Here is a 24,396-nt window from a genome sequence, read left to right on the forward strand (position 1 = left end):
GATGATAATAAGCAGAAAAGGAGGTTGTGCGATGGGAATTATGAATGCCCCCATGATGTTGGCAGCATCATCCGGTGATGACGTTGACTTTATGGTGCACGGGCTGATTCCGCTGAAATTTTTCGGGCATAAAGTCTGGATCACGACAACGCATGTGACGACGCTGATCGTTATGGTATTTATCATTGTATTAGCACTGATCGCAAGACATGCAGTTCTTCACGGAGATGAGAAGCCATCAGGACTTCAGAATTTTGTGGAGATGGTCGTAGAGATGCTTGATAATCTGGTCAAGGGAAATATGGGAAGACATTGGCGTCCATTTGTAAATTACATTGGAACGATCATGGTCTTTATCTTTTTCTCCAATACATCGGGATTATTTGGCTTAAGACCACCGACAGCGGACTATGGAACGACGCTTGCATTAGCGTTGATCACATTTGTACTGATCCAGTACAGTGCATTTAAGACGAGTAAATTACATGTATTTACCGATCTTTTCAAACCAATCCCAATCTTATTTCCAATTAACCTGATCGGAGAGTTTGCGACACCGCTTTCTATGTCTCTTCGTTTGTTTGGAAATATTATGGCGGGTACGATCATGATGGCATTGTGGTACGGATTGCTGCCATGGCTTGCGCAGCTAGGTATTCCGGCATTCTTGCATATGTACTTTGATCTGTTCTCCGGAGCGATCCAGACATTTGTATTTGCGATGCTTACGATGACATTTATTACAGATAAGCGGGAAGCTTAAGACAATCTATCAACGATCAAGATAGGAAACTTTAATATGTAGTTCAGGAGGAAAAAACTATGAATATTTCAAGTGAAGCATTTGTATTAGGGTGTTCTGCAATCGGAGCAGGACTGGCACTGATCGCAGGTATCGGACCTGGTATTGGACAGGGATACGCAGCAGGACAGGGTGCAGCAGCAGTAGGACGTAATCCAGGAGCCAAAGGTGATATCACATCTACCATGCTTCTTGGACAGGCGGTAGCAGAGACAACAGGTCTTTATGGTCTGGTTATTGGTTTGATCTTATTATATGCAAATCCACTGTTTGCAAAACTTTAATAAAACAAGCCGAAGGGAGGCCAAGGCGTGGACGGAAGAATATTTGGATTAGATATTCAGCTTGGCTTTGATGTGATTATGCAGGGAATCGCAGTGTTCATCATGTTTGCACTGCTTTCCTATATTTTGTTTGAACCGGTTCGTAAGATCTTAGAAGACCGTAAGAACAGAATTGCAAATGAGATCGATCAGGCAGCAGCCGATCAGGCAGAAGCTGCAAAGTTAAAAGCCGAATACGATCATAAACTAAAAAATGTTGAAAAAGAAGCAGATGCCTTGATGGCACAGGCCAGAAAGAAAGCACTGAAGAGAGAGGAAGAGATTGTTGCAGGAGCCAAAGAAGAGGCCGCAAGGATCATAGAAAGTGCGAATCATGAGGCAGAGCTTGCTAAGATAGGTGCAAGAGATCAGATGAAGCAGGAGATGGTTAAGATGGCAGTTTTAATGGCTGGCAAATTCATCCAGAATCAGATGGACGAAGCAGACCAGAATGCTTTAGTTGATCAGACCTTACAGGAAATGGGTGATAAGACATGGCTTCAAGAGTAGATAAAATTTACGGGGATGCCTATATTTCTGTGAAAACAGATGAGGACGCTCTTATCGAAGCTTTAGAAGAAGCGAAAGCAGTGAAAGAAATCTTAGATTCCAACACAGATTTCGTAAACTTCTTAAATCATCCCCAGATCACAAAGGAAGAGAAGATGGAGGCAGCAAAGAACGTTTTTAACGGCCGGGTTTCTGATGATATGACAGGATTTTTAATGATCATCATCAAGAAAGGGCGTTTTAAAGAATTTGATGGAATTTTTACTTACATCATTTCTAATATCAAACGTCAGTTAGGAATCGGAGCCTTACATGTAACGTCAGCGACGCCACTGTCACAAGAACAAAAAGACAAGATCTTAAAGAAAGTCATCAATTCTTCAGAATACAAGAAGTTAGAGGTGACTTATGAGACAGATAAAGATATCATTGGTGGATTGATCCTTTGTATGGATGATCGGATTGTGGATAATTCTATCCGTACAAAGCTTGATTCGATGGGAAGATATCTGTCACAAATACAACTATAGAACAGGAGGAAGATAAGCCCCATGAATTTAAGACCAGAAGAGATCAGTTCAGTTATCAAAGAACAGATCAAACAATATTCAACAAAGCTTGAAACCTCTGATATTGGAACGGTAATACAGGTTGCTGACGGAATCGCCAGAATCCATGGACTTGAGAAAGCGATGCAGGGAGAACTGCTCGAATTTCCGGGGGAAGTCTATGGAATGGTATTAAACTTAGAAGAGGACAACGTAGGTGCAGTTCTCTTAGGTGACCGTAGAAATATTAACGAAGGCGATATTGTCAAGACAACGGGCCGCGTGGTAGAAGTGCCGGTTGGAGATCAACTGACAGGACGTGTTGTAAACTCCTTAGGACAGCCAATTGACAATAAAGGTCCGATCGAGACAGATAAATATCGTCCAATTGAAAGAGTTGCGTCAGGAGTTATCTCAAGAAAATCCGTAGATACTCCGATTCAGACAGGAATCAAAGCGATTGATGCGATGGTACCGATCGGAAGAGGACAGCGTGAGTTGATCATCGGTGACAGACAGACCGGTAAGACAGCGATCGCGATCGATACGATCATTAATCAGAAAGGACAGGGTGTTCACTGTATTTATGTAGCGATCGGCCAGAAAGCATCCACAGTTGCCAATATTGTAAAGACTTTAGAAGAATTTGGCGCAATGGATTATACAACGGTTGTAGCGTCTACAGCCAGTGAATTAGCACCACTTCAGTATATCGCACCATATGCAGGATGTGCGATCGGTGAAGAATGGATGGAGAGAGGAGAAGATGTATTAGTTGTATATGATGACTTAAGCAAACATGCAACTGCATACCGTACACTTTCCTTACTTCTTCGTAGACCACCTGGACGTGAAGCTTATCCTGGAGATGTCTTCTATTTACATTCCAGATTATTAGAGCGTGCAGCCAGATTATCCGATGAATTAGGTGGAGGATCTCTAACAGCCCTTCCGATCATCGAGACACAGGCAGGTGATGTATCTGCATACATCCCAACGAACGTTATTTCCATCACGGATGGACAGATCTATCTGGAAACAGAGATGTTTAATGCAGGTTTCAGACCAGCGATCAATGCCGGACTTTCAGTATCACGAGTTGGAGGATCTGCACAGATCAAAGCGATGAAGAAGATCGCAGGACCAATCCGTACAGACCTTGCACAGTATCGTGAGCTGGCAGCATTTGCCCAGTTTGGATCAGAACTTGATGATGATACAAAAGAGCGATTAGATCAGGGTGAGAGAATCAGGGAAGTTTTAAAACAGCCACAGTATCAGCCATTAGCGGTTGAGAAGCAGGTTGTGATCATCTACGCAGCAGTCAAGAAATATCTCTTAGACTTGGCAGTAGATCAGATCCTTGATTTCCAGAAAGAATTATTTGACTTGATCGATACGAAATATCCAGAGATCTTTACAAGCATTGCCGAGACGAAAGTCATGGATGATGCGACCGAAGAGAAACTGATCAAAGCGATCAATGAAGCAAAAGAATCATTTAGAAAGTAAGGTGATCTGTCATGGCATCAATAATTGATATTAAAAGACGAAAAGCCAGCGTCGAAAGTACCGGACAGATCACAAAAGCGATGAAACTGGTATCCACGGTAAAACTGCAGAGAGCAAAGCAGAGAGCAGACGAGTCCAAAGCATACTTTAATAAGATGTATGAGACAGTAAGCTCGATCCTTGCCAAGGCAGGTAATATCAATCATCCGTATTTACAGGAAAATGGTTCCACAAAGAAAGGGATCATTACCATTTCATCCAACCGTGGATTAGCAGGAGGATATAATAACAATATCGTGAAACTGATCCGGGACAGCGGTATGAACAAAGAAGATATCATGATCTATGCGGTAGGACACAAAGCGATGGATACGTTAAAACATCGTGGGTATGAGATCGTTTCTGATGATTCAGAGATGATCAACGAGCCAGTCTATGATGATGCCAGAATCTTAGGAGAGAAACTTCTAAAAGCTTTTGAAGATGGAGAGATCGGTGAGATCTATCTGGCATACACAGATTTTAAAAATACCGTGGTTCATGAACCAAAACTTGTAAAATTACTTCCGATTGAGAGCAATATAGAAAGTAAGGAAGAAGAAAAAGAAAGCAAGGCTCCAATGAATTTTGAGCCGGAGCCGGAAGAAGCCTTATCCTTACTGATTCCAAAGTATATCTGCAGCATGATCTATGGAGCCTTAGTCACATCCGTAGCGAGTGAGAATGGAGCCAGAATGCAGGCAATGGATTCAGCAACAAGTAATGCAGAAGAGATGATCTCAAGCTTAGAACTTGCATACAACCGAGCAAGACAGGGAGCGATCACACAAGAATTAACAGAGATCATTTCAGGAGCCGAGGCCCTGAAGTGATGGACTCGATATAAGAAGCAGGAGGAAATAACATGGCAGATAATCGTACAGGAAAGATCACACAGGTCATCGGTGCGGTTCTGGATATCAAGTTTAGCAGTGATAACCTGCCAGAGATCAACGATGCGATCGATATCCAGACAAGAGACGGCGGAAAACTTGTCGTTGAAGTTGCACAGCACCTGGGTGATGACACCGTAAGATGTATCGCAATGGGACCAACCGACGGATTAGTCCGTGGAATGGAAGCACAGGCTACAGGCGGACCGATCTCCGTTCCTGTAGGAGAAGCAACCTTAGGACGAATCTTTAACGTGCTGGGAGATCCTATTGATAATAAACCGGCGCCAGAAGGAGCCGACCGTTTACCAATCCACAGAAAAGCACCGGAATTTTCAGAACAATCTACAGAGACAGAAGTTCTGGAAACAGGGATCAAGGTCGTTGACCTTCTCTGCCCATACCAGAAGGGTGGAAAGATCGGTCTGTTTGGTGGTGCGGGAGTAGGAAAAACTGTACTGATCCAGGAACTGATCCGAAATATCGCCACAGAGCATGGAGGATATTCCGTATTTACTGGAGTAGGAGAACGTACTCGTGAAGGAAATGACCTTTACACAGAGATGAGTGAATCAGGTGTTATCGACAAGACCGCCATGGTCTTCGGACAGATGAACGAACCACCTGGAGCCCGTATGAGAGTAGGGCTTACTGGACTTACGATCGCAGAAGATTTCCGTGACCGTGGAGGAAAAGACGTCTTATTATTTATCGACAACATTTTCCGTTTCACACAGGCAGGATCCGAGGTATCCGCCTTACTTGGACGAGTGCCAAGTGCGGTAGGTTACCAGCCAACACTGCAGACAGAGATGGGTGCCTTACAGGAACGTATCACATCCACAAAGAATGGATCGATCACATCCGTACAGGCAGTCTATGTGCCAGCCGATGACTTAACCGACCCGGCACCAGCAACAACATTTGCCCATCTGGATGCGACAACCGTACTATCCCGTGCAATCTCAGAAATGGGAATCTATCCAGCAGTAGATCCATTGGAATCCACATCAAGAATCCTAGATCCAAAAGTTGTTGGAGAAGAACACTACAAAGTCGCACGAGGCGTACAGGAGATTCTGCAAAAATACAAAGAATTACAGGATATCATCGCAATCTTAGGAATGGATGAACTTTCTGAAGACGAGAAACTGGTCGTAGACCGCGCAAGAAAGGTACAAAGATTCCTGTCTCAGCCATTCTTCGTAGCCGAACAGTTTACAGGAAAACCAGGGCAGTATGTATCCTTAAGCGATACGATCCAGGGATTTAAGGAAATCTTAGAAGGAAAACACGATGAGATTCCAGAAGGAATGTTCTTAAATGCAGGAACCATCGAAGAAGTTGTAGAACGTTTTGCAGCAAGAAATAAGTAGGTGATCCTATGGCTGAAAACACAATGAAATTAGAAGTCATTACACCAGAACGCTCATTTTATACAGGAGATGTCACATTTGTTGAGTTAAATACAACCGAAGGAGAAGTCGGAATCTACGCAAGACACATTCCGATGACGATGATCATCGCACCTGGAGTCTTAACGATCACAGAAGAAGACGGAACCAAGAAGAAAGCGGCATTACTAAAAGGATTCGTGGAAGTCACAGAAACAACCATGAGTATCCTGGCAGAAGTCGCAGAATGGCCGGAAGATATCGATGTTGAACGTGCAAAGAAAGCGGAAGAGAGAGCAAGAAAGAGACTCGAAACTAAGAGCACAGATATTGATATTGCAAGGGCAGAATTGGCACTTAAGAGAGCGTTAGTTCGTAAGGGATTGAAAGCATAAAGTAAATTTGAATATGTGTAAAAAGATTCTAGGCAGATTGATTGCTTAGAATCTTTTTATTATTCTTCATCTTGAGTTCCAATAAACAAACAAATATTCATAAAAATAAACATTATAATTGTGTGTGTAGTGATAAAGTCATATTTGAATACTAAACAATATATTAAATTAAATAATAAGTAACTTCCATCAACAATAAAAAATGCCTTATTCTTTTATTGTGAACTAAATTTTTAATTATTTGTTTCATTAATTCCTACCTCCACTTAAGTATTAGTTATTTACAACTAACCATATCGTATGGAATATTTAATTTCTTGTCAATTGTATTTTGTATTTATTAACAAGAAATTAACAAGTGTATTACATTTTGCGTAGCGGTCTGTGTTGTTAAATTTGATATTCTGGAATACTTGAAGCACCAAAATGCGTATGCTATAATGCCAGTAGGCAGAATGAAATGAATAGTCCGTAAGGGCAAACGAAAAGCACCAGAGATTAGGCCCTCTGGTGCTTTTCTATTCCGTTTTGGCAAAGGTGGTTTAATTCCCGGAGAAGATGCGCACAGCAGATTGCATGTGTCACATCCTGGTACTTCCAATAAGAACCCCAGCAATCATGCACGATGATCCCTTGGGTATGCGGCAGTACATTTGAAGCATCCATGCCTATCTGGCCCGTTTCCGATTTATGGTCAGGTATGTATAATCCTAATCCGATGCAACGTGAACCCAACAGGTTTTTCCATCTACGCGACTTCCGGTCTCATCACAATGAATTAGTCCAAGCGTAATCATTTTCAGACGAATCTGTTCATATTTGATTTCTAAAGATAAGTGTTATTTTGAGTTGCATATAAAATAACCAGATAGTAAAATATGAACAAAAGGTAAGATAAAATATGGAAAGGAGGGAACCTCATGCAAAAGAAACTTCCGATCGGAATTGAAAACTTCGAAGATATGATAAAAGAAAACTATTACTATGTAGATAAAACAGGATTGATAAAACAATTACTAAATGAACATGGTTTAGTCAATCTATTCACAAGACCAAGAAGATTCGGAAAATCCTTAAATATGAGTATGTTAAAATATTTTTTTGAAATAGGAAATGATCAGGCGATTTTTGAAGGCCTTGAAATTTCAAAGGACAAAGAATTATGCGATCAATATCAGGAAAAATTTCCAGTAATCTCAGTTTCATTAAAAGGAGCGAAAGCAGGAAATTATGAAGATGCAAAAAAACTGATGAAATATATCGTGGCAGCAGAATCCAGACGATTATACGATCGAATGTCAGAAGATAAGTTAAACGAAAAACAAAAAGAACAGATGAACCCATTAATGTCAGATAATATGAAAGATACAGAGTTAATGACAGCACTGTGGATTTTATCTTCTATTTTAAAAGAATATTACGGAAAAAAAGTTATCATATTGATCGACGAATATGATGTCCCATTAGACAAGGCATTCGAGAATAACTACTATAATGAAATGATCATATTGCTCCGAAATATGTTAGAACAATCATTAAAAACAAATGATAATCTATACATGGCAGTATTAACAGGCTGCCTAAGAATTGCTAGAGAAAGTATTTTTACAGGACTAAACAACTTCAATATCTTTTCCATCACAGACCAATATTTTGATGAGTACTTTGGATTTACAGACAAAGAAGTAAAAGAAATATTACAATATTACAAAGTACCAGAAGCTTTCGAACAAACAAAGAAATGGTATGACGGTTACCGCTTTGGAAATACAGATATCTACTGCCCATGGGATGTGATCAATCACTGCCGAGCATTAAAAGTAGAACCAGACGCAACACCACAGCCATACTGGATCAATACAAGCGGAAACTATATCGTAAAACGATTTATCGAAAAAGCAAATCAGCAGACAAGAAGAGAAATTGAACAATTAATTGAAGGAAAAGCAATCCAGAAAGAAATCAGATTAGAACTAACATACAACGAATTAGACAGCACGATCGAAAACCTCTGGAGCGTACTTTTCGCAACAGGCTACCTCACACAACAAGGAAAACCACAAGGAAGAACATACTCCTTGATAATTCCAAATGAATCCATCCGACAGATCTTTATCGAACAGATTCAAGAATGGTTCAAAGAAACCACAAGAAAAGACGAAAACCGCTTAAAAGATTTCTGCATAGCATTCGAAGAAGGAAATGCAGAAGCAATTGAACAACAACTGAACGATTATTTAATGAAAACCATCAGTATCCGAGACACCTTCACAACCAAAAAAGAAAACTTCTACCATGGAGTTTTACTAGGCTTACTAAGCTATGATCCAGACTGGTACATTACCTCCAACACAGAAAGTGGAGACGGATACAGCGATATCATGATTGAAGCAGAACAAGCCCGAACAGGAATCATCATAGAAGTAAAATACGCAGAAAACATCAAAATGCTAGATAAAGCATGCGAAAAGGCACTAAAACAGATCAAAGAAAAACACTACGATCAGAAATTAGAAGAAGAAGGATACGAAACAATATTAAACTACGGAATTGCCTGCTATAAGAAACGATGTAAAGTCATGGTAGATAAATGATAAAAAAGGACACTTTTGAAACTTGATCAAAAGTGTCTTTTTTATAATAAAATTATTTATGCCTCAATCATATCCGCAATGTACTGCTCCATATGTTCTCTCGGAACATTCAGCACAAACGAAAGCTCGGAAAAAAGCATATATTCAGCTAATTTAAAATATCTTTCATCGGTAGAAGAAAGCTTTTTACCTTGTTCGGCACGTTCCTGTTTGCGGATATATATTAATTTTAGAATAGCTGCAATCTTTTCATTATCACCGCTTAATATTACGGCCTTATATTCCTGTTCACGCATTTTCTCATTTTGAATATCTTTTTCATCAATATCCGGCATAGATTTTATAAATGCTATGGCATCCTCTTTACTGATAATATTTCGGATTCGACCATGAACGGTATCTACAGGAATATATATCTTAGATCCTTTTTGATTGACCGGAGCTAATGCATAATATTCTTTATCTTTATTCACTCCAGACATATCAAGACATCCAACATCTTCAATTTCACAAATACCTTCAGGAATTTTTACGACATAATCACCTTTTTTGTACATAACGATTGAGTCCTTTATAAGATTTAAACTTGATTCAGATAATCCCCAACAGGAGAATTATTGTACTGCTTTCTGAATTCGTTTCATATCACTTTACCTCCAATTTATAATTCTAAAGAAACTAAAGTAAATCTGACAGAAAAAAGACTGCTTCACTCGGTAACATTCGAATGAAACAGTCTTTTTTTCATGTAAATCGTACTCGGTTTATATGACTATTTTATCATTTTTCGAAAAATTTTGTAAGTAAATTTTATCATGAATTTTACATGACAATAAATATTATAATAACAAATATAGTGAATAATACACAGTTTCCACCAATACCCTTCAGTGTATGTAGATAAACAATAAAATAACACCTTCCGTGAAACGATAGAATTTTATAGGATTTTTTACAAGCTCGCAGCCGTGCTTGGTGCAATGTTTGAGCGAAGCGAGTTTTGCAAGGAAAGCCGGCGAATCAGCGGCTTGTAAAAAATCCGTCATAAAATTCGTGTTTCACGGAAGGTGTTATTTTATTGTTTATCTACATACATCGACAGCCTATGGCCAACAATTATTTATTCGCCAAATTATTATTCTGATACCGAGAATCAAACGTAACCTCATCATCAAACCATTCAGGCCCCTCATATTCCACAGCAACTTCCTCACTAGGGAATTCCACCTCGGCCATTACAAGTCCCTCATACTCTCCATGAAAGACATCCAGTTCAATAATAAATCCATGTTCATCCGGAATCTTATAACGAGTCTTGGAAATTAAAATCCCATCCACCTTTGGAAGCAGGTGTTCATAAGCTGCCTTATCAAGTGGAAATTCATGTTCGGTTCTAGCCATCAATCCCTTACTCTTAAAAGTTAAGAAATACTGCTTATTCATCCTGCGGATACGAATGACAGGTTCCATGCAAAGATAGCCCTGCTCAATCTCAGAGTGTGGATAAGAATCCAGATTATCAGGTAAGTTGTGGACGATAAATTTTCTTTCGATTTCCATGAGCATTTCCTCCTTGAAGTGCAAATCCTAAGCCTCTTAAGGCCTCATACTTTTTCTTTATTATACCCATCGTCTATGATATAATCAACAAAGATTCGAGAAAAAAGACAAAGGAGATGAATATAAATGCGTTTAAGAAATGTACCAGGAGCGAGAGAAACAATTATTGAAAACCAGTTTTCCATCCAAGAGCCAGAACAGAAGAAAGGAAAATGGGCAGAGGTATTTGGAAATGATCATCCAATCCACATCGAAGTAGGAATGGGAAAAGGACAGTTTATCATAGAAATGGCAAAAAGAAATCCAGAGATCAACTATATCGGAATTGAGAAATATTCTAGCGTGCTAGTAAGAGCCGTAGAGAAATTAGAAGACTTTGAACAGAACAATCTTCGCCTGATCCGTATGGATGCAGAGAATATTGAAGAAGTTTTTGATAAAGATGAAGTAGACAGAATCTACTTAAACTTCTCCGATCCATGGCCAAAAGACCGACATGCAAAGAGAAGACTGACATCCACAAGATTTTTAGAACGATACAATAACATTTTGACACCAGAAGGAAGAGTCATGTTTAAGACAGACAATAAAGATTTGTTTGACTTCTCCTTAGAACAGGTAGAAGAAGCAGGATGGATCTTAGAAAATCACACATATGATCTTCATCATAGTGAATATAATGAAGGAAATGTCATGACAGAATATGAAGAGAAATTCTCCGCCAAAGGAAATCCAATCTGCCGTTTAGTAGCATATCGTCATGCAAAGTAAAAGGATTGCATAAAATAAACAAAAAGTGGTAATATAATCATGAAACAAGGAAAGTTTCGATGCAAGATCCAGTTATTTTTATATTTGCATCCATGTATAAACCGATGGATCTGCAGATTTTATGAATCATTAGAAGAAGCAAAACGATGTTTAAATAAATAGCAAAGGATAGGTGAATGATTATGGAATATACATTTACAAGTGAAAATTTTGAAGAAGAAGTATTAAAAAGTGATGTACCAGTCTTAGTTGATATGTTTGCAACATGGTGTGGACCTTGCAAGATGATGGCTCCAGTCGTTGCACAGCTTGCCGAAGAATATAAAGGATCTGTAAAGGTTGGAAAGCTTGATATCGATCAGAATGTGGATATCGTGGCACAGTACAAGATCATGTCAGTTCCAACATTTTTAGTGATCAAAGATGGAGAGGTAGTTAAAAAACTGATCGGTGCAGTATCTAAAGAAGAATTAGTTGAAGCGATCGGTCAGGCAAAGTAGTACGATGAATATATTAAATATTGAACATATCAGCAAAATTTATGGAGAGAAAGTTATTTTTGATGACGTATCTCTTGGAATCCACAGTGGTGATAAGATTGGTGTGATCGGGGTCAATGGTACAGGAAAGACTACATTATTAAAAATTATCGCCAAGATCAATGAGCCAGACAAAGGCCAGATCATCTGTGGAAATGGAATCCGTGTATCCTATCTTCCGCAGAATCCAGAATTCCCGAAGAAACAAAGTATTTTGGAATATGTGATGGATGGAAAAGAACATCAGGACTGGAAGACAGAGAGTGAAGCAAAGACAATTCTTACAAAACTTGGAATCTATGATTTTGACGAAGGATGCGATCATTTATCCGGAGGTCAGAAGAAGAGAGTTGCACTTGCAAGAACTTTAGTAGATCCGACAGAAGTCCTGATCCTTGATGAGCCGACCAACCACTTGGATAACGATATGGTTTTGTGGTTGGAAGAATTCTTAAACAGCTTCCGCGGCGTATTGATCATGGTAACTCATGACCGCTATTTCTTAGACCGCGTCACAAATAAGATCGTAGAGATCGATAAAGGAAAGCTTTACGAATATGACACAAACTATTCAGGATTTGTAGAATTAAAAGTCCAGCGTGAAGAGATGGAATTAGCGACAGAACGCAAACGTCAGAGTTTACTCCGTGTGGAAATGGAATGGATGAAGCAGGGAATCAAGGCAAGAGGAACAAGACAGAGAGCAAGAACCGAACGTTTTGAGGAACTTAAGAATGCCAAAGGTCCCTCCATGCAGCAAAATGTCGAAATGGATTCCATAAGCAGCCGTCTTGGAAAGACAACGATCGAGTTAGAACACATTTCCAAAGGATTCGGTAATAAACATCTGATCAACGATTTCTCTTATATTTTCCTAAGAGATGATCGAATCGGATTTATCGGACCAAATGGATGTGGAAAATCAACGTTAATGAAGATGATCATGGGGATTTTAAAGCCAGATGAAGGAAATATCACGATCGGAGACACTGTAAAGATTGGATATTTTGCACAGGAGAATGAAGATATGACAGGAGATATCCGTGTCATTGATTATATTAAAAATGTTGCAGAATACATCCAGACAACAAAAGGGCAGGCAAGTGCATCCCAGATGTTAGATCGCTTCCTGTTTCCACCAGAACTTCAGTACACACCGCTGGATAAACTTTCAGGTGGAGAACAGAGACGACTCTATTTATTAAAAGTACTGATGGAAGCACCGAATGTTCTGATCCTTGATGAGCCGACCAATGACCTTGATATCCAGACATTAACGATCCTTGAGGATTATCTGGATACCTTCGCAGGAATCGTAATCACGGTATCCCATGATCGCTATTTCCTTGATCGTATTGTAAACCGTATCTTTGCATTTGAAGAAGGCGGACATTTAAAACAATACGAAGGTGGATATACAGATTATCTTGAAAAAGTAAAACCTGCAGCCAAACCAGAAAAAAGCAAACCAGCGAAAAAAGAAAACAACGGAAAGAAATTCCAGAAAGAACATCAAAAGAAGCTTAAATTTACATACAAAGAACAAAAAGAATTTGAAACGATCGATGATGATATCGCCAAACTGGAAGAGAAGTTAGAGCAGTTAGACGAAGAGATCATGGAAAATGCAACGAATTCTGGAAAGTTAGCAGAACTGACGGAGCAGAAAGAATCTGCACAAGCGGAATTAGATGAGAAAATGGATCGTTGGGTATATTTAAATGATCTGGCAGAACAGATAGCAAATCAATGACAAATAAAAGAGGATTGACTTACAAAATATCAGATAAGGCAATCCTCTTCTTTTACTCTTCTTTTTTTATTTTGATCTTCTTTTTATACAATCGATAATCTACCCAGTTCTTGATCAAGAATTGAACCGTCGCAAAGAACGGAACTCCAAGGAACATTCCCAAAGGACCAAAATAAGCACCGCCAACTGTAATAGAAAATAAGATCAACAATGGACGTACGCCCGTGGATTCTCCAAGAATCTTAGGCCCAAGGATCAATCCGTCAAACTGCTGTAAAACAAAGACCATAATGATAAAGATCAGACATTTCATCGGACTTACGATAAATAAAATAAATGCCCCTGGAACAGCACCAATGATCGGACCAAAATAAGGAATCATATTTGTAATTCCGATAATAACACTGATTAGCACTGTATATGGGAGTTTTAATATTGTCATTGCAACAAAAGCAAGCAAACCAATGATCAGAGAATCAATGGATTTTCCAATAATAAATCCAGAAAAAATATTGTGACAATCTTTTAAAGTGCGTAATACACGATAAGAGAAGTTTTCATTAAAGATTGCAAGAACAATTCTTTTACCAGCATATTTTAAAATAAATTTATCAATGGTCATATAAATAGAAACAATAAATGCAATAAATAAATTAAATAATCCCTTTGCAAATGACATGGAAGCTTCATAAAGCATAGGAACAATATTTGTTAAAAGATTATTCGTCAGTTCAAACAGCTTTGGTAAAGTTTTCGTCTCGATCATATCAGCAATCTGGTCAGGAAATATATCGGTACTGTTTTCACGATATTGCTCAAACATCGACATGATGGAGTTATAAATATCAGGGATCATCAAAGATAATTCACGGATACTGTCATATAACTGTGGAATGATAAATCGAAGGCAGACAATGATACAACCGACCATAACAAGATAACTGATCAAAATAGCAAGTCCACGTTGTTTGTCAGGTTTGCTTTTTAAAATTCTTGCAGATACATTTCTCTGAAAGAATGAAACAACTGGGTTTAGAATATAGGCGATCAGAAACCCCATAAAAAATGGAAATAAGATTCCCCATAGTTGGGAAATAAATTTACTAGTTGTAGACCATTGTGTCACAAAACGGAAGATGATACATCCGATCAGAATTACAACAGTCGTATAAATGGAAATTGTAAAATATTTTTTATTTGATTCAAATTTGTGATTATTTGCCATTAGCTGCTCCTTAAGATTGTAAAATACAATATATTCAAAATGTGCGTTGTATTATTTATAGGGTAGTAATATTTATTATAGACGTTTCTTAGAATAGTTACAAGAAAAGATTTACATAAAGAAAAACACCATCCCCGGCTACCTATATCAACCAAAAACAGTGCTTTAGTACGCGATGAGGGGTTCGAACCCTCGACACCCTGATTAAGAGTCAGGTGCTCTACCAACTGAGCTAATCACGCATATCTTATGAAGTTTTTATTGCGCTTCCTTAACGCAAGATTTATTATATACGAATGTTTTAAGAAATGCAAGCATTATTTTCATTTTTTTTAAAAAAATTTTATAAAATCTTTAAAGTAATTTAAACAAAGTGATTAAAAGTACAAAAAAAGCACGAAATATGGTATCCTAAAGATTGGAAAGGGGATCGATCATTATGGAGAAAATTGCAATCGCACAGACAACCTCTTCAGGAAACTGGAGTGAAAATCTTCGAAAAGCAGAACAATTTATAAAGAGAGCCAAAGCAGAAAAAGCAAAAATGATCGTATTTCCAGAATATTTTATGAATTATTATCCGGATGCGGACCATAAATATATAGAAAAGGCACAGACACTCCACGGAGATTTCGTATCACAGATGAAAGTTTTCGCGAAAGAATATAAGATGTGGATCATTTTTGGAATGAATGAAAAAACTGTGGATGAAACAAAGAATTATAATACGATGGCAGTGATCAATGAGAATGGACAATTGATCGCACATTATCATAAGACACATTTGTTTAATGCATATAAGTGGCAAGAATCGAGAGATACAATAGAAGGAGATCGATTCTTTGAACCAGTACAGACACCAATTGGCATGCTCGGACTTGGAATCTGTTATGATCTTAGATTTCCAGAAGCAGCAAGATATGAAGCACTAAAAGGAACACAGGTCATGATCTATCCATCAGCATGGGTAAAGGGAGAGAATAAATTTATACAATGGGAAAGTCTTCTTCGTGCAAGAGCTATTGAAAATGAAATGTATGTACTTGGATGCTGCCATTACAGTGAAAAACATTATATGGGAAGAAGCACCGGATTTGGGCCAGATGGTGATCGGTTGTATCAAGGAGTGGAACGAGAAGAACTTCTTTTTGCTGCAATTGATCTAGAACAGATCAAGATAGTAAGAAAGGCAAATCCTGTATTTGAAAACAGGAGACGGGACCTATATGAATGGTAAAAATATAGTAAAAAATATAGCAATTGGATTTGCACTAGTGCTCGCTGGGGCGGGGGCTGTATTATTTTATAAGAATAATATCGCAATGAATCCAGGAGAAACTTTATTAAAATATATGTCGTATGCAGAAGATGGAGAATATGATAAGATGTATGATCTTCTGGATAAAGACAGTCAAAAAGGAATTTCAAAGAAAGAATTTATAAAAAGGAATAAAAATATATATCAGGGTATTGGAATGAAAACACTTGAAGCAGTGGTAACGTCCAAGAAGAGAGAAACAACCGTTACTTATCGTGTCAAAATGAGGACAAATGCGGGAGTTATATCTTATAATAACAAAACAATCTTTGTAAAAGAAAGAAGAAGATACCGTATGGAATGGGATGATTCTGTCATCTTTCCACAACTTGGTGCGGAAGATAAAGTAAGGGTCAAGACGCTACATGCGAAACGAGGAACGATAAAAGATGCTAGTGGGAATGCACTTGCTATACAGGGAAAGATCTATTCAGTAGGGTTTGTGCCAAAAAAAATGGATTCTGATTCTGTAAAACTTGCTTCGAAGAAACTTGGAATTTCCAAAGAAGAAATTCAAAAAAAGCTGGAACAAAAATGGGTAACAAAAGATTCTTTTGTTCCATTGGTAAAATTAAAAGAATATTCCAGTGATCTGTTAGATGTCAAAGGAATCATTATATCGACAGAGACAGGAAGAATCTATCCATTAGGTGAATCCGCAGCCCATCTGGTAGGATATCTGCAGAATGGGGAAGGAAAAGCAGGACTTGAAAAGCTTTATAATAAGCAGCTCAGTGGAACAGATGGTTTAGAGATATATATAGTAGATGCCAATGGACAGAAAAAGCAGTTACTGGCAGTGAAAGCTCAGATTGATGGACAAAGTTTAAATACAACGATCGACAGTAAGCTTCAGAAATCCATTTATGAACAATATAAAAAGGATAAGAGTGCACATGTAGCAATGAATCCGACAACGGGAGAAGTGAAAGCATTGGTAAGCACGCCTTCTTATGATGCGCAGGCATTTATCCTTGGAATGACACCGGAGAAATGGAATAAGATCAATAATGATCCAAGACATCCTATGCAGAATCGTTTCAAAGGAATCTTTGCCCCAGGGTCATCTTTAAAACCGATCATTGCAGCGATCGGATTAAGCCAGAATAAATTCAGTGCATTCGATGACTTTGGCAATAGTGGAAAACGCTGGCAGAAGAATAAAAGCTGGGGTGGATATTATGTGACGACTTTGCACGACTATAGTGGGCACAATGTAAGGAATGCGTTGATCTATTCAGACAATATTTATTTTGCGAAAGCAGCATTAAAGATTGGAAAAGACACTTTAAAAGACCAGTTTGATAATCTTTTGTTTGAAAAAAACTTGGATTTTACATTCGGACTAACAGCATCATCTTATGGAAATGAAGGATTTACGTCAGAGATCCAGCTGGCAGACAGTGGATATGGGCAGGGAGAGATGATGGTCAATCCAGTACATATGGCAACGATCTATACAGCATTTTCAAATAAAGGAAATATGCTAAAACCATATCTGATCAAACAAAAAGGCAGTAAAAAGCAAGTATTAAAAGAACATGTATTTTCAAATGATGCAGTAAAAACAGTCAATGATGCAATGAAACAAGTGATCAGCAATCCAAATGGAACGGGACATGCTGCACAGATCGATGGTATTGATCTAAAAGGTAAGACCGGAACTGCAGAGATCAAGCAGTCGCAGACAGACACGAAGGGAACAGAACTTGGATGGTTTGTAACGATCATGCCAAAGACAGAATATAAAGAATCCCTGGAACTGGTATCCATGACAGAAGATGTAAAAAAACGAGGCGGAAGTGGATATGTGGTCAATAAAACAAAGAAGATCCTAGAAGAATACCTGCAGTGAGATCACTGCAGGCATTCACTTCAATTATAAATTTTATTTTATAATTTCTTTACAACTATTTCATTGCTATTCTCACGTGGTTTGCGTATAATTACCATTATACTTAAATGTGATATCTATAATAGAACAGATATCAAAGAAGGAGAACGTCTATGAGAGATAAATTAAATCAGTTTATGCAGGGAAGATACGGAAATGACGATCTGAACCGCTTTTTGATGAAGATCATTTTAGCAGCATTCGTACTATCACTATTTACAGGAAGAATCATATTTGGCGGCGTTGTTTCATTAAGCCGTATTTTTTATTGGATCGCATTAGCATTATTGATCTATTGCTATATCAGAATGTTTTCCAGAAATATTTATAAGCGATCTGAAGAAAATCGATGGTTTTTAAACAAGACATCCAATATGCGTGGTTTCTGGAGTAACAGAAAATATAATGCACAGCAGATGAAGAATTATCATATCTACAAGTGCCCAGGATGTGGACAGAAGATCAGGATTCCTAGAGGAAAAGGAAAGATTGAAGTGCGTTGTCCAAAGTGTCGTACAACATTTATAAAGAGGAGTTAAGATGTTTGGCTATATCATTGTCAATAAACCAGAGATGAAATTTCGTGAATTTGATGTTTATCACGGATATTACTGTGGTTTGTGCAAGAAACTAAAACAACATTATGGAAAGTTTGGCCAGATCACATTATCTTATGATATGACTTTTGTTTTGATGGTATTAACAAGTCTTTATGAACCAGAAACGACAAGAAGCAAGGAACGTTGCATCACACATCCATTTCAGAAACATGATACAAGAGTCAATGATATTACTGATTATGTTGCACATATGAATATTCTTCTGACTTATTACAAATGTAAAGATGATTGGAATGATGACCGTAAGTTAAAACAACTTGTACTAGAGAAGATCTTATATCACAAGAGTGGATTTTCCAGAAATTTTTATAGAGAAAAGTGGAAAAAGATTAGTCATTTGTTAGATGAACTTTCAAAAGAGGAACAAAAAGATAATCAGGATATCGATCAGATGTCTGGAATGTTTGGACAGATCATGGCAGAGATTATGCTGTATCAAGATGATGAATGGAAAGAATTATTGTCAAGATTTGGATTTTTCCTTGGCAAATTTATTTATCTGATGGATGCATACGAAGATATTGAAGATGATCTTAAGAATCACAATTACAATCCACTGAAACAATTATATAAGAAACCGGAATTTGAAGATATCATCCATAAGATTCTGACAATGATGATGGCAGAATGTTCTAAGACATTTGAACAACTGCCATTGATCGATGATATTGATATTTTAAGAAATGTCTTATATTCCGGAGTATGGTACCGATACGAACAGGTGCGAGAGAAAAGAGAAAAAGAAAAGGAAGAAAACAATGTCTGATCCATATGAAATTCTAGGAGTGCAAAGAGGTGCTTCGGAAGAAGAAATAAAAAAAGCATATAAAAGGCTGAGTAGGAAATATCATCCAGATGCAAATCTTGATAATCCCAAAGCGGCAGAAGAGAAATTTAAACAGATCCAGCAGGCGTATCAGCAGGTAATGAAAGAAAAAACAAGCGGATACAGCCAGAGTTCTTATGGAGGTTATCAAGGTCAGAGTGGTGGCTATCAAAGTCAGGGAAATCCTTATGGAGGCCAAGGGAATCCATATGGAAACCAACAGGGAAATCCTTATGGAGAATGGAACCCGTTTGAAGATATTTTTGGCAATTTTGGTGGATATTATACAAATGGCGGTGGGCAGCAGCAACAGTCAACAACCGGATATGAAAAAGATACTCATTTAAGAGCAGCAGGTAACTATGTAAGGAATGGATATTATCAAGAGGCAAGAAATGTCTTAGATGGAATGGAACCAGCAAGAAGAAATGCCAGATGGTATTATTACAGTGCAGCAGCAAACCAAGGGCTTGGAAATAACGTGACTGCCATGGAACATGCCAGACAGGCAGTTTCCATGGAACCAAACAACTATGAATATCAGATGTTATTAAATCAGTTAGAAGGAAATGGTTCCTGGTATCAGCAGCGACAAAGCACCTATCAGAATCCATACTCTACAGGTGGAGACTGGTGTATGAAGATCTGTATGCTGAATCTGATGTGTAACTGTTGTTTTGGTGGCAGATACTGGTGCTGATCCTTATAGACCGATAAATAGATCAGCATAAATTAGGAGGAAAGAAACAATGAGTAAGATTATCGGAATAGATTTAGGAACAACAAACTCCTGTGTTGCCGTAATGGAAGGCGGCGTACCAGTTGTTATTCCGAATGCAGAAGGTGGAAGAACAACTCCATCGATCGTTGCATTTTCAAAGAATGGAGAACGTTTAGTCGGAGATCCAGCTAAACGCCAGGCAGTAACCAATGTAAGCCGCACGGTAGCATCTGTAAAACGTCAGATGGGAACTGACCGAAAGGTGAAGATCGATGGAAAGAAATATACGCCAGAAGAGATTTCAGCAATGATATTAACAAAGCTTAAGAAAGATGCAGAAAGCTATTTAGGGGAAGAAGTAACAAAAGCTGTGATCACAGTTCCGGCTTATTTTAGTGATGCACAAAGACAGGCAACTAAGAATGCCGGAAAGATCGCGGGACTTCAGGTAGAACGTATTATCAATGAACCAACATCTGCAGCATTAGCCTATGGCCTTGATAAATCTGTATCCCAAAAGATCATGGTTTATGACCTGGGTGGAGGAACGTTCGACGTATCAGTGATCGAAATCGGAGACGGTGTAGTTGAAGTATTGGCAACCGCAGGAAATAATCATCTGGGTGGAGATGATTTTGACCAGAGAGTGATGAATTATCTGATCGGGGAATTTAAGAAAACAGAAGGAATCGATCTGTCCAAAGATCAGACAGCAATGCAAAGAGTCAAAGAAGAAGCAGAGAAGGCCAAAAAAGAACTTTCATCTTCTATGACAGTACAGGTAAACCTTCCATTTATCGCTGTAGGCAATGATGGCCCAAAACATATGGATATTACGTTAACACGTGCTAAATTTGAAGAGTTGACAGCAGATCTGATCGAACAGACAGCAGGGCCAGTTCATCAGGCATTATCGGATGCAGGAATCAGTACAAATGAGCTGCATATGGTGCTTTTAGTTGGTGGCTCAACAAGAATGCCAGCAGTATCTGAGAAAGTCAGACAGCTAACTGGAAAAGAGCCGAGCAAGAACATGAATCCAGATGAGTGCGTAGCCTTAGGAGCAGCGATCCAGGGTGGAAAGATCGCAGGAGAAGCTGGATTAAATGAAATCTTATTAATGGATGTCACACCACTTTCTTTATCCATAGAGACAGCAGGTGGAGTTGCTACAAGACTGATCGAGCGAAATTCTACGATCCCGACAAGATACAGCCAGATATTTACAACAGCAATGAACTTTCAGACAACTGTAGAAATTAAGGTTTTGCAGGGAGAACGTGCCATGGCAAGAGATAATCAGGTACTTGGAACCTTTAAATTAAAAGGAATCAAGAGAGCCATGCGAGGAGTTCCACAGATTGAAGTAACATTTGATATTGACGTAAACGGAATTCTGAATGTATCAGCGAAAGATCTTGCAACAGGTAAAGAACAATCGATCACGATCACAGCAAGTTCTAATATGTCTGATAAAGATATTGAACGAGCTATGGAAGATGCAAAAGCGTATGAATCAGAAGATCAGGAAAAACGTGACGCGATCGAAAGTTATAATGAAGGGCAAAATATGTTGTACAAAGGAGAAGCATATTTAGCCCAGCATAAAAAAGAATTATCAAGAGAACAGAAATCAGAATTAAAATCAGCGATCAGCGACTTGAAACATTCTATGAAGCGGATCAAACCACAGAATATTACAGAAGAACAAGGAAGAGCGATCAAAGAAGCATATGATCGTTTAGATCAACTGATCGGATAATTCAAAACAGAATAAAAAATAAACAGAATAAAAAATACAAAGATGGGAAGATTAATGACTACAAAGGAATGTAGTGATAAATCTTCTCATTTTTTACTATAGACAAATGCATCATAAGGGTGTATGATGCAGATAGTTAGTTAAGACTAACCTAAGGAGGAACCGATGAGATATCAAGTAGAATTAAGTCAGGTAAAATGGAAAAAATGTATGCAGATGCAGATGGCGATGCACTGTGCACCTGTGCTTGCGGGATTAAAGCCATCCAATGCAGTAACTCTCGACTATATTGATTCAAAAGAATTGATTCAGTCACTTGCGGGAAGTGAGATCAAATGTGGACTGATCTATTCAGGGAATGGAAAATGTCTCTGGCTGCTGTATCGTGAACAGCAGGTCAACCAGTATCTGATGGATCCAGAAAATCAAAGATTTTTAAAACACTGCGGCTATTCATCCTTTCAGATTCAAAATATCCTTTATACACTTAAGAATCGTTACAGGCTTTATAAAGCAGGGCAGGCGGATTTTCCACATGAGCTTGGCTTGATTCTCGGATATCCATTATGTGATGTGATCGGATTTATCAAAAATCACGGACAAAATTGTTTATATTGTAGCTACTGGAAGGTTTACGACAATCTTTCACAGACGAAAAAGGTCTTTGAAGTTTATGATAAAGTTCGTTTCCAGATGGTCAAACTTGTGGAATACGGAAAGAGTTTTAAAGAACTCGTCGACATGTACACAAATTATCAGGTACCTAGGTATGCTTAACTAAAAATAAAACACTTAAACAAAAAAGAAAGACAATCATTAGGAGGATAAGTCATGAGCGAAGTAATCGTTGCATTTTGGACAGGAACAGGAAACACAGCAGAGATGGCAGAATATGTTGCAGAGGGAATCAAAGAAGGCGGAGCTGAGGCAAAAGTTGTTTCTGTAGACGATATCAGCGCAGCAGATTTAAAAGATGCAAAAGCATTTGCACTTGGATGCCCATCTATGGGAGTTGAACAGTTAGAAGAATCAACAATGGAACCATTTGTTGAAGAAGTCTGCGGATTCGCTTCAGGAAAAACAATCGGATTATTCGGATCTTACGGATGGGGAGACGGAGAATGGATGAGAAACTGGGTAGAGCAGATGGAAGGAGCAGGAGCAACTGTTGTTGGCGGAGAAGACGCAATCTGTCAGGAAGCTCCAGATGCTGATGCTCAGGACGAATTAAAAGCCATGGGTAAACAGCTGGCAGCAATTTAATTTATAAATAAAGAATAAGAAAATAAACAGCCGGGCGTATGGATCATATGTCCGGCTGTATTAAAAACAGCAAGAGAATATCTAGAAGGAGGAAATACAAAATGAGTATTGTAATTATTGGAGGACATGACCGCATGGTACGTCAGTATGAAACAATCTGTAAGAAGCATAACTGCAAGGCAAAGATATTTACACAGATGCCATCATGTCTGAATAAGAAAATTGGGAATCCGGATTTAGTCGTATTATTTACGAACACAGTTTCACACAAAATGGTACGTTGTGCTGTCAGTGAAGCAAAGAATAAAAATATTGAAGTAGTAAGAAGTCACTCAAGCAGTCAGGCTGCATTAACAGAAATTTTAGAGCAACGTTGTGAAATTGCATAAGTAGAAAAACATAAAAACCCCTTGACAGTATTTTGAAGTTAGAATATACTAACAAATTGTAAAAGAAAATTAGTTTACACTAACAAAAGATAGTTACAACTAACAATAATAGAGAAAAAGGGGAAGATATTATGCCTTTGATTATGGTTGGAATTGGAGAAACATGTACAATTCAGAGAATCGGTGGAAGTGAAGAAACGAGAAGATTTTTAGCAAATCTTGGTTTTGTACAGGGAGCAGAAGTAACTGTATTATCAGCAATCGGAGGAAATGTCATTGTGAACATTAAAGACTCCAGAGTTGCTATTAATAAGGATATGGCTAGACATATTATGGTTTAATATGTTTGTTATATTGCATTTATGGGAATAAATTGCCATGTAGCGGTTTATTTGATAGATGCTTGATAGATTTGAAGACAATGAAATATTGAGAAGAAAGGAGATATGACCATGACTTTAGGAGACGCAGCAGTTGGAAGCACAGTTGTAGTTGCTAAGATTGAAGGTGACAGTGCTTACAAACGTCGTATTATGGATATGGGAATCACAAAAGGAAGTGAATTATTTATTCGTAAAGTAGCACCTCTAGGAGATCCTGTTGAAATTACGGTCAGAGGATACGAACTTTCTGTAAGAAAGAATGATGCTCAGTGTGTATTAGTTAAAGAAGCTTAATACATAAGAGTTAGTAGTATCTAATAAAAGTTAGTAATATCTAATATCGAGAAAAGCTATTATTTAAG

General features: G+C 38.1%; 27 protein-coding genes and 1 tRNA gene. 23 read left to right on the forward strand and 5 right to left on the reverse strand.

What is annotated here, in order from left to right; translation table 11 throughout:
- Window positions 1-31 precede the first annotated feature (31 nt).
- From atpB to atpC, 8 genes are read left to right on the forward strand one after another with little or no spacing between them, the layout of a single operon-like run.
- Window positions 32-763, forward strand: a complete 732-nt coding sequence (gene atpB, locus KE503_RS01430; RefSeq protein WP_055196289.1) for a F0F1 ATP synthase subunit A — start codon at window positions 32-34, stop codon at window positions 761-763.
- A 59-nt stretch (window positions 764-822) separates the two neighbouring features.
- Entirely contained in the window at window positions 823-1,086 is a 264-nt protein-coding gene (atpE, locus tag KE503_RS01435) for an ATP synthase F0 subunit C (protein ID WP_055196288.1), read from the forward strand.
- Window positions 1,087-1,113: 27 nt separating this feature from the next.
- Window positions 1,114-1,635 carry a F0F1 ATP synthase subunit B gene (atpF, locus tag KE503_RS01440; RefSeq protein ID WP_081019862.1) on the forward strand — a complete coding sequence of 174 codons (522 nt, stop codon included), beginning with the start codon at window positions 1,114-1,116 and terminating at the stop codon, window positions 1,633-1,635.
- A complete protein-coding gene (atpH, locus tag KE503_RS01445) occupies window positions 1,620-2,165 on the forward strand; it encodes an ATP synthase F1 subunit delta (protein WP_055196287.1) in 546 nt (181 codons plus the stop codon). Before atpF ends, atpH begins: the two co-directional genes overlap by 16 nt.
- Window positions 2,166-2,186: 21 nt before the next feature.
- A complete protein-coding gene (gene atpA / locus KE503_RS01450) occupies window positions 2,187-3,695 on the forward strand; it encodes a F0F1 ATP synthase subunit alpha (RefSeq protein ID WP_055196286.1) in 1,509 nt (502 codons plus the stop codon).
- Window positions 3,696-3,706: 11 nt separating this feature from the next.
- Window positions 3,707-4,567: an ATP synthase F1 subunit gamma gene (gene atpG / locus KE503_RS01455; RefSeq protein ID WP_055196285.1), complete on the forward strand. Its 861-nt coding sequence runs from the start codon at window positions 3,707-3,709 to the stop codon at window positions 4,565-4,567.
- Window positions 4,568-4,599: 32 nt separating this feature from the next.
- The gene (atpD, locus tag KE503_RS01460) at window positions 4,600-6,003 is read left to right on the forward strand and encodes a F0F1 ATP synthase subunit beta (protein WP_055196284.1); all 1,404 of its coding nucleotides are present in this window, start codon (window positions 4,600-4,602) and stop codon (window positions 6,001-6,003) included.
- A gap of 8 nt (window positions 6,004-6,011) precedes the next feature.
- A complete protein-coding gene (gene atpC / locus KE503_RS01465; RefSeq protein ID WP_212384330.1) occupies window positions 6,012-6,416 on the forward strand; it encodes an ATP synthase F1 subunit epsilon in 405 nt (134 codons plus the stop codon).
- Between the two features lie 498 nt (window positions 6,417-6,914).
- Here atpC and KE503_RS15035 read toward each other — a convergent pair whose 3' ends face one another.
- On the reverse strand, window positions 6,915-7,082 hold the full coding sequence (locus KE503_RS15035; protein ID WP_212384331.1) for an IS66 family transposase: 168 nt from the start codon (window positions 7,080-7,082) through the stop codon (window positions 6,915-6,917).
- A 254-nt stretch (window positions 7,083-7,336) separates the two neighbouring features.
- Here KE503_RS15035 and KE503_RS01475 point away from each other — a divergent pair, with 254 nt between their 5' ends.
- Window positions 7,337-9,010: an AAA family ATPase gene (locus KE503_RS01475; protein WP_212384332.1), complete on the forward strand. Its 1,674-nt coding sequence runs from the start codon at window positions 7,337-7,339 to the stop codon at window positions 9,008-9,010.
- A 56-nt stretch (window positions 9,011-9,066) separates the two neighbouring features.
- On the opposite strand, the gene KE503_RS01480 is transcribed toward KE503_RS01475, so the two are convergent.
- Together KE503_RS01480 and KE503_RS01485 are read right to left on the reverse strand one after the other, a co-directional pair.
- Entirely contained in the window at window positions 9,067-9,567 is a 501-nt protein-coding gene (locus KE503_RS01480) for a CarD family transcriptional regulator (RefSeq protein ID WP_212384333.1), read from the reverse strand.
- A 559-nt stretch (window positions 9,568-10,126) separates the two neighbouring features.
- Window positions 10,127-10,576, reverse strand: a complete 450-nt coding sequence (locus KE503_RS01485) for a CYTH domain-containing protein (protein WP_081019860.1) — start codon at window positions 10,574-10,576, stop codon at window positions 10,127-10,129.
- Between the two features lie 120 nt (window positions 10,577-10,696).
- On the opposite strand from KE503_RS01485, the gene trmB reads away from it, so the two are divergent.
- From trmB to KE503_RS01500, 3 genes are all read left to right on the forward strand, one after another.
- Entirely contained in the window at window positions 10,697-11,341 is a 645-nt protein-coding gene (gene trmB / locus KE503_RS01490) for a tRNA (guanosine(46)-N7)-methyltransferase TrmB (protein ID WP_055196280.1), read from the forward strand.
- Window positions 11,342-11,523: 182 nt separating this feature from the next.
- Window positions 11,524-11,841, forward strand: coding sequence for a thioredoxin (gene trxA, locus KE503_RS01495; protein ID WP_055196456.1), 318 nt, complete (start codon window positions 11,524-11,526; stop codon window positions 11,839-11,841).
- Window positions 11,842-11,845: 4 nt separating this feature from the next.
- Window positions 11,846-13,633, forward strand: a complete 1,788-nt coding sequence (locus KE503_RS01500) for an ABC-F family ATP-binding cassette domain-containing protein (protein WP_212384334.1) — start codon at window positions 11,846-11,848, stop codon at window positions 13,631-13,633.
- A gap of 52 nt (window positions 13,634-13,685) precedes the next feature.
- Here KE503_RS01500 and KE503_RS01505 read toward each other — a convergent pair whose 3' ends face one another.
- Entirely contained in the window at window positions 13,686-14,858 is a 1,173-nt protein-coding gene (locus tag KE503_RS01505) for an AI-2E family transporter (RefSeq protein ID WP_212384335.1), read from the reverse strand.
- A 169-nt stretch (window positions 14,859-15,027) separates the two neighbouring features.
- Window positions 15,028-15,100 (reverse strand) — tRNA-Lys (locus KE503_RS01510).
- 197 nt (window positions 15,101-15,297) lie between these two features.
- Between KE503_RS01510 and KE503_RS01515 the strand changes: the two genes are divergently transcribed.
- From KE503_RS01515 to KE503_RS01565, 11 genes are all read left to right on the forward strand, one after another.
- Window positions 15,298-16,095: a carbon-nitrogen hydrolase family protein gene (locus tag KE503_RS01515; protein WP_055196278.1), complete on the forward strand. Its 798-nt coding sequence runs from the start codon at window positions 15,298-15,300 to the stop codon at window positions 16,093-16,095.
- Complete coding sequence (locus KE503_RS01520; protein ID WP_212384336.1) at window positions 16,085-18,031, forward strand: penicillin-binding transpeptidase domain-containing protein; 1,947 nt, start codon at window positions 16,085-16,087, stop codon at window positions 18,029-18,031. Before KE503_RS01515 ends, KE503_RS01520 begins: the two co-directional genes overlap by 11 nt.
- 152 nt (window positions 18,032-18,183) lie before the next feature.
- Entirely contained in the window at window positions 18,184-18,609 is a 426-nt protein-coding gene (locus KE503_RS01525) for a hypothetical protein (RefSeq protein ID WP_212384337.1), read from the forward strand.
- Between the two features lies 1 nt (window position 18,610).
- Window positions 18,611-19,456, forward strand: a complete 846-nt coding sequence (locus KE503_RS01530; protein ID WP_022374936.1) for a DUF5685 family protein — start codon at window positions 18,611-18,613, stop codon at window positions 19,454-19,456.
- A complete protein-coding gene (locus KE503_RS01535) occupies window positions 19,449-20,216 on the forward strand; it encodes a J domain-containing protein (protein WP_212384338.1) in 768 nt (255 codons plus the stop codon). The genes KE503_RS01530 and KE503_RS01535 overlap by 8 nt, the downstream gene beginning before the upstream one ends.
- A gap of 49 nt (window positions 20,217-20,265) precedes the next feature.
- Window positions 20,266-21,999, forward strand: coding sequence for a molecular chaperone DnaK (dnaK, locus tag KE503_RS01540; RefSeq protein WP_022374934.1), 1,734 nt, complete (start codon window positions 20,266-20,268; stop codon window positions 21,997-21,999).
- Window positions 22,000-22,164: 165 nt separating this feature from the next.
- Window positions 22,165-22,776 (forward strand): DUF3793 family protein, encoded by a 612-nt coding sequence (locus KE503_RS01545; protein WP_212384339.1) that lies wholly within the window; start codon window positions 22,165-22,167, stop codon window positions 22,774-22,776.
- A 54-nt stretch (window positions 22,777-22,830) separates the two neighbouring features.
- Window positions 22,831-23,262 (forward strand): flavodoxin, encoded by a 432-nt coding sequence (locus KE503_RS01550; RefSeq protein ID WP_212384340.1) that lies wholly within the window; start codon window positions 22,831-22,833, stop codon window positions 23,260-23,262.
- Window positions 23,263-23,363: 101 nt separating this feature from the next.
- Entirely contained in the window at window positions 23,364-23,651 is a 288-nt protein-coding gene (locus KE503_RS01555; protein WP_015530679.1) for a DUF2325 domain-containing protein, read from the forward strand.
- A 131-nt stretch (window positions 23,652-23,782) separates the two neighbouring features.
- Window positions 23,783-23,992 carry a FeoA family protein gene (locus tag KE503_RS01560; RefSeq protein ID WP_008394054.1) on the forward strand — a complete coding sequence of 70 codons (210 nt, stop codon included), beginning with the start codon at window positions 23,783-23,785 and terminating at the stop codon, window positions 23,990-23,992.
- 111 nt (window positions 23,993-24,103) lie between these two features.
- Window positions 24,104-24,328, forward strand: coding sequence for a FeoA family protein (locus KE503_RS01565; RefSeq protein ID WP_212384341.1), 225 nt, complete (start codon window positions 24,104-24,106; stop codon window positions 24,326-24,328).
- The last annotated feature ends 68 nt before the right edge of the window (window positions 24,329-24,396 follow it).

Source organism: Anaerostipes sp. Marseille-Q3525 (genome assembly GCF_018223505.1).
In the GTDB taxonomy this organism is placed as follows: Bacteria; Bacillota; Clostridia; order Lachnospirales; family Lachnospiraceae; genus Anaerostipes; species Anaerostipes amylophilus.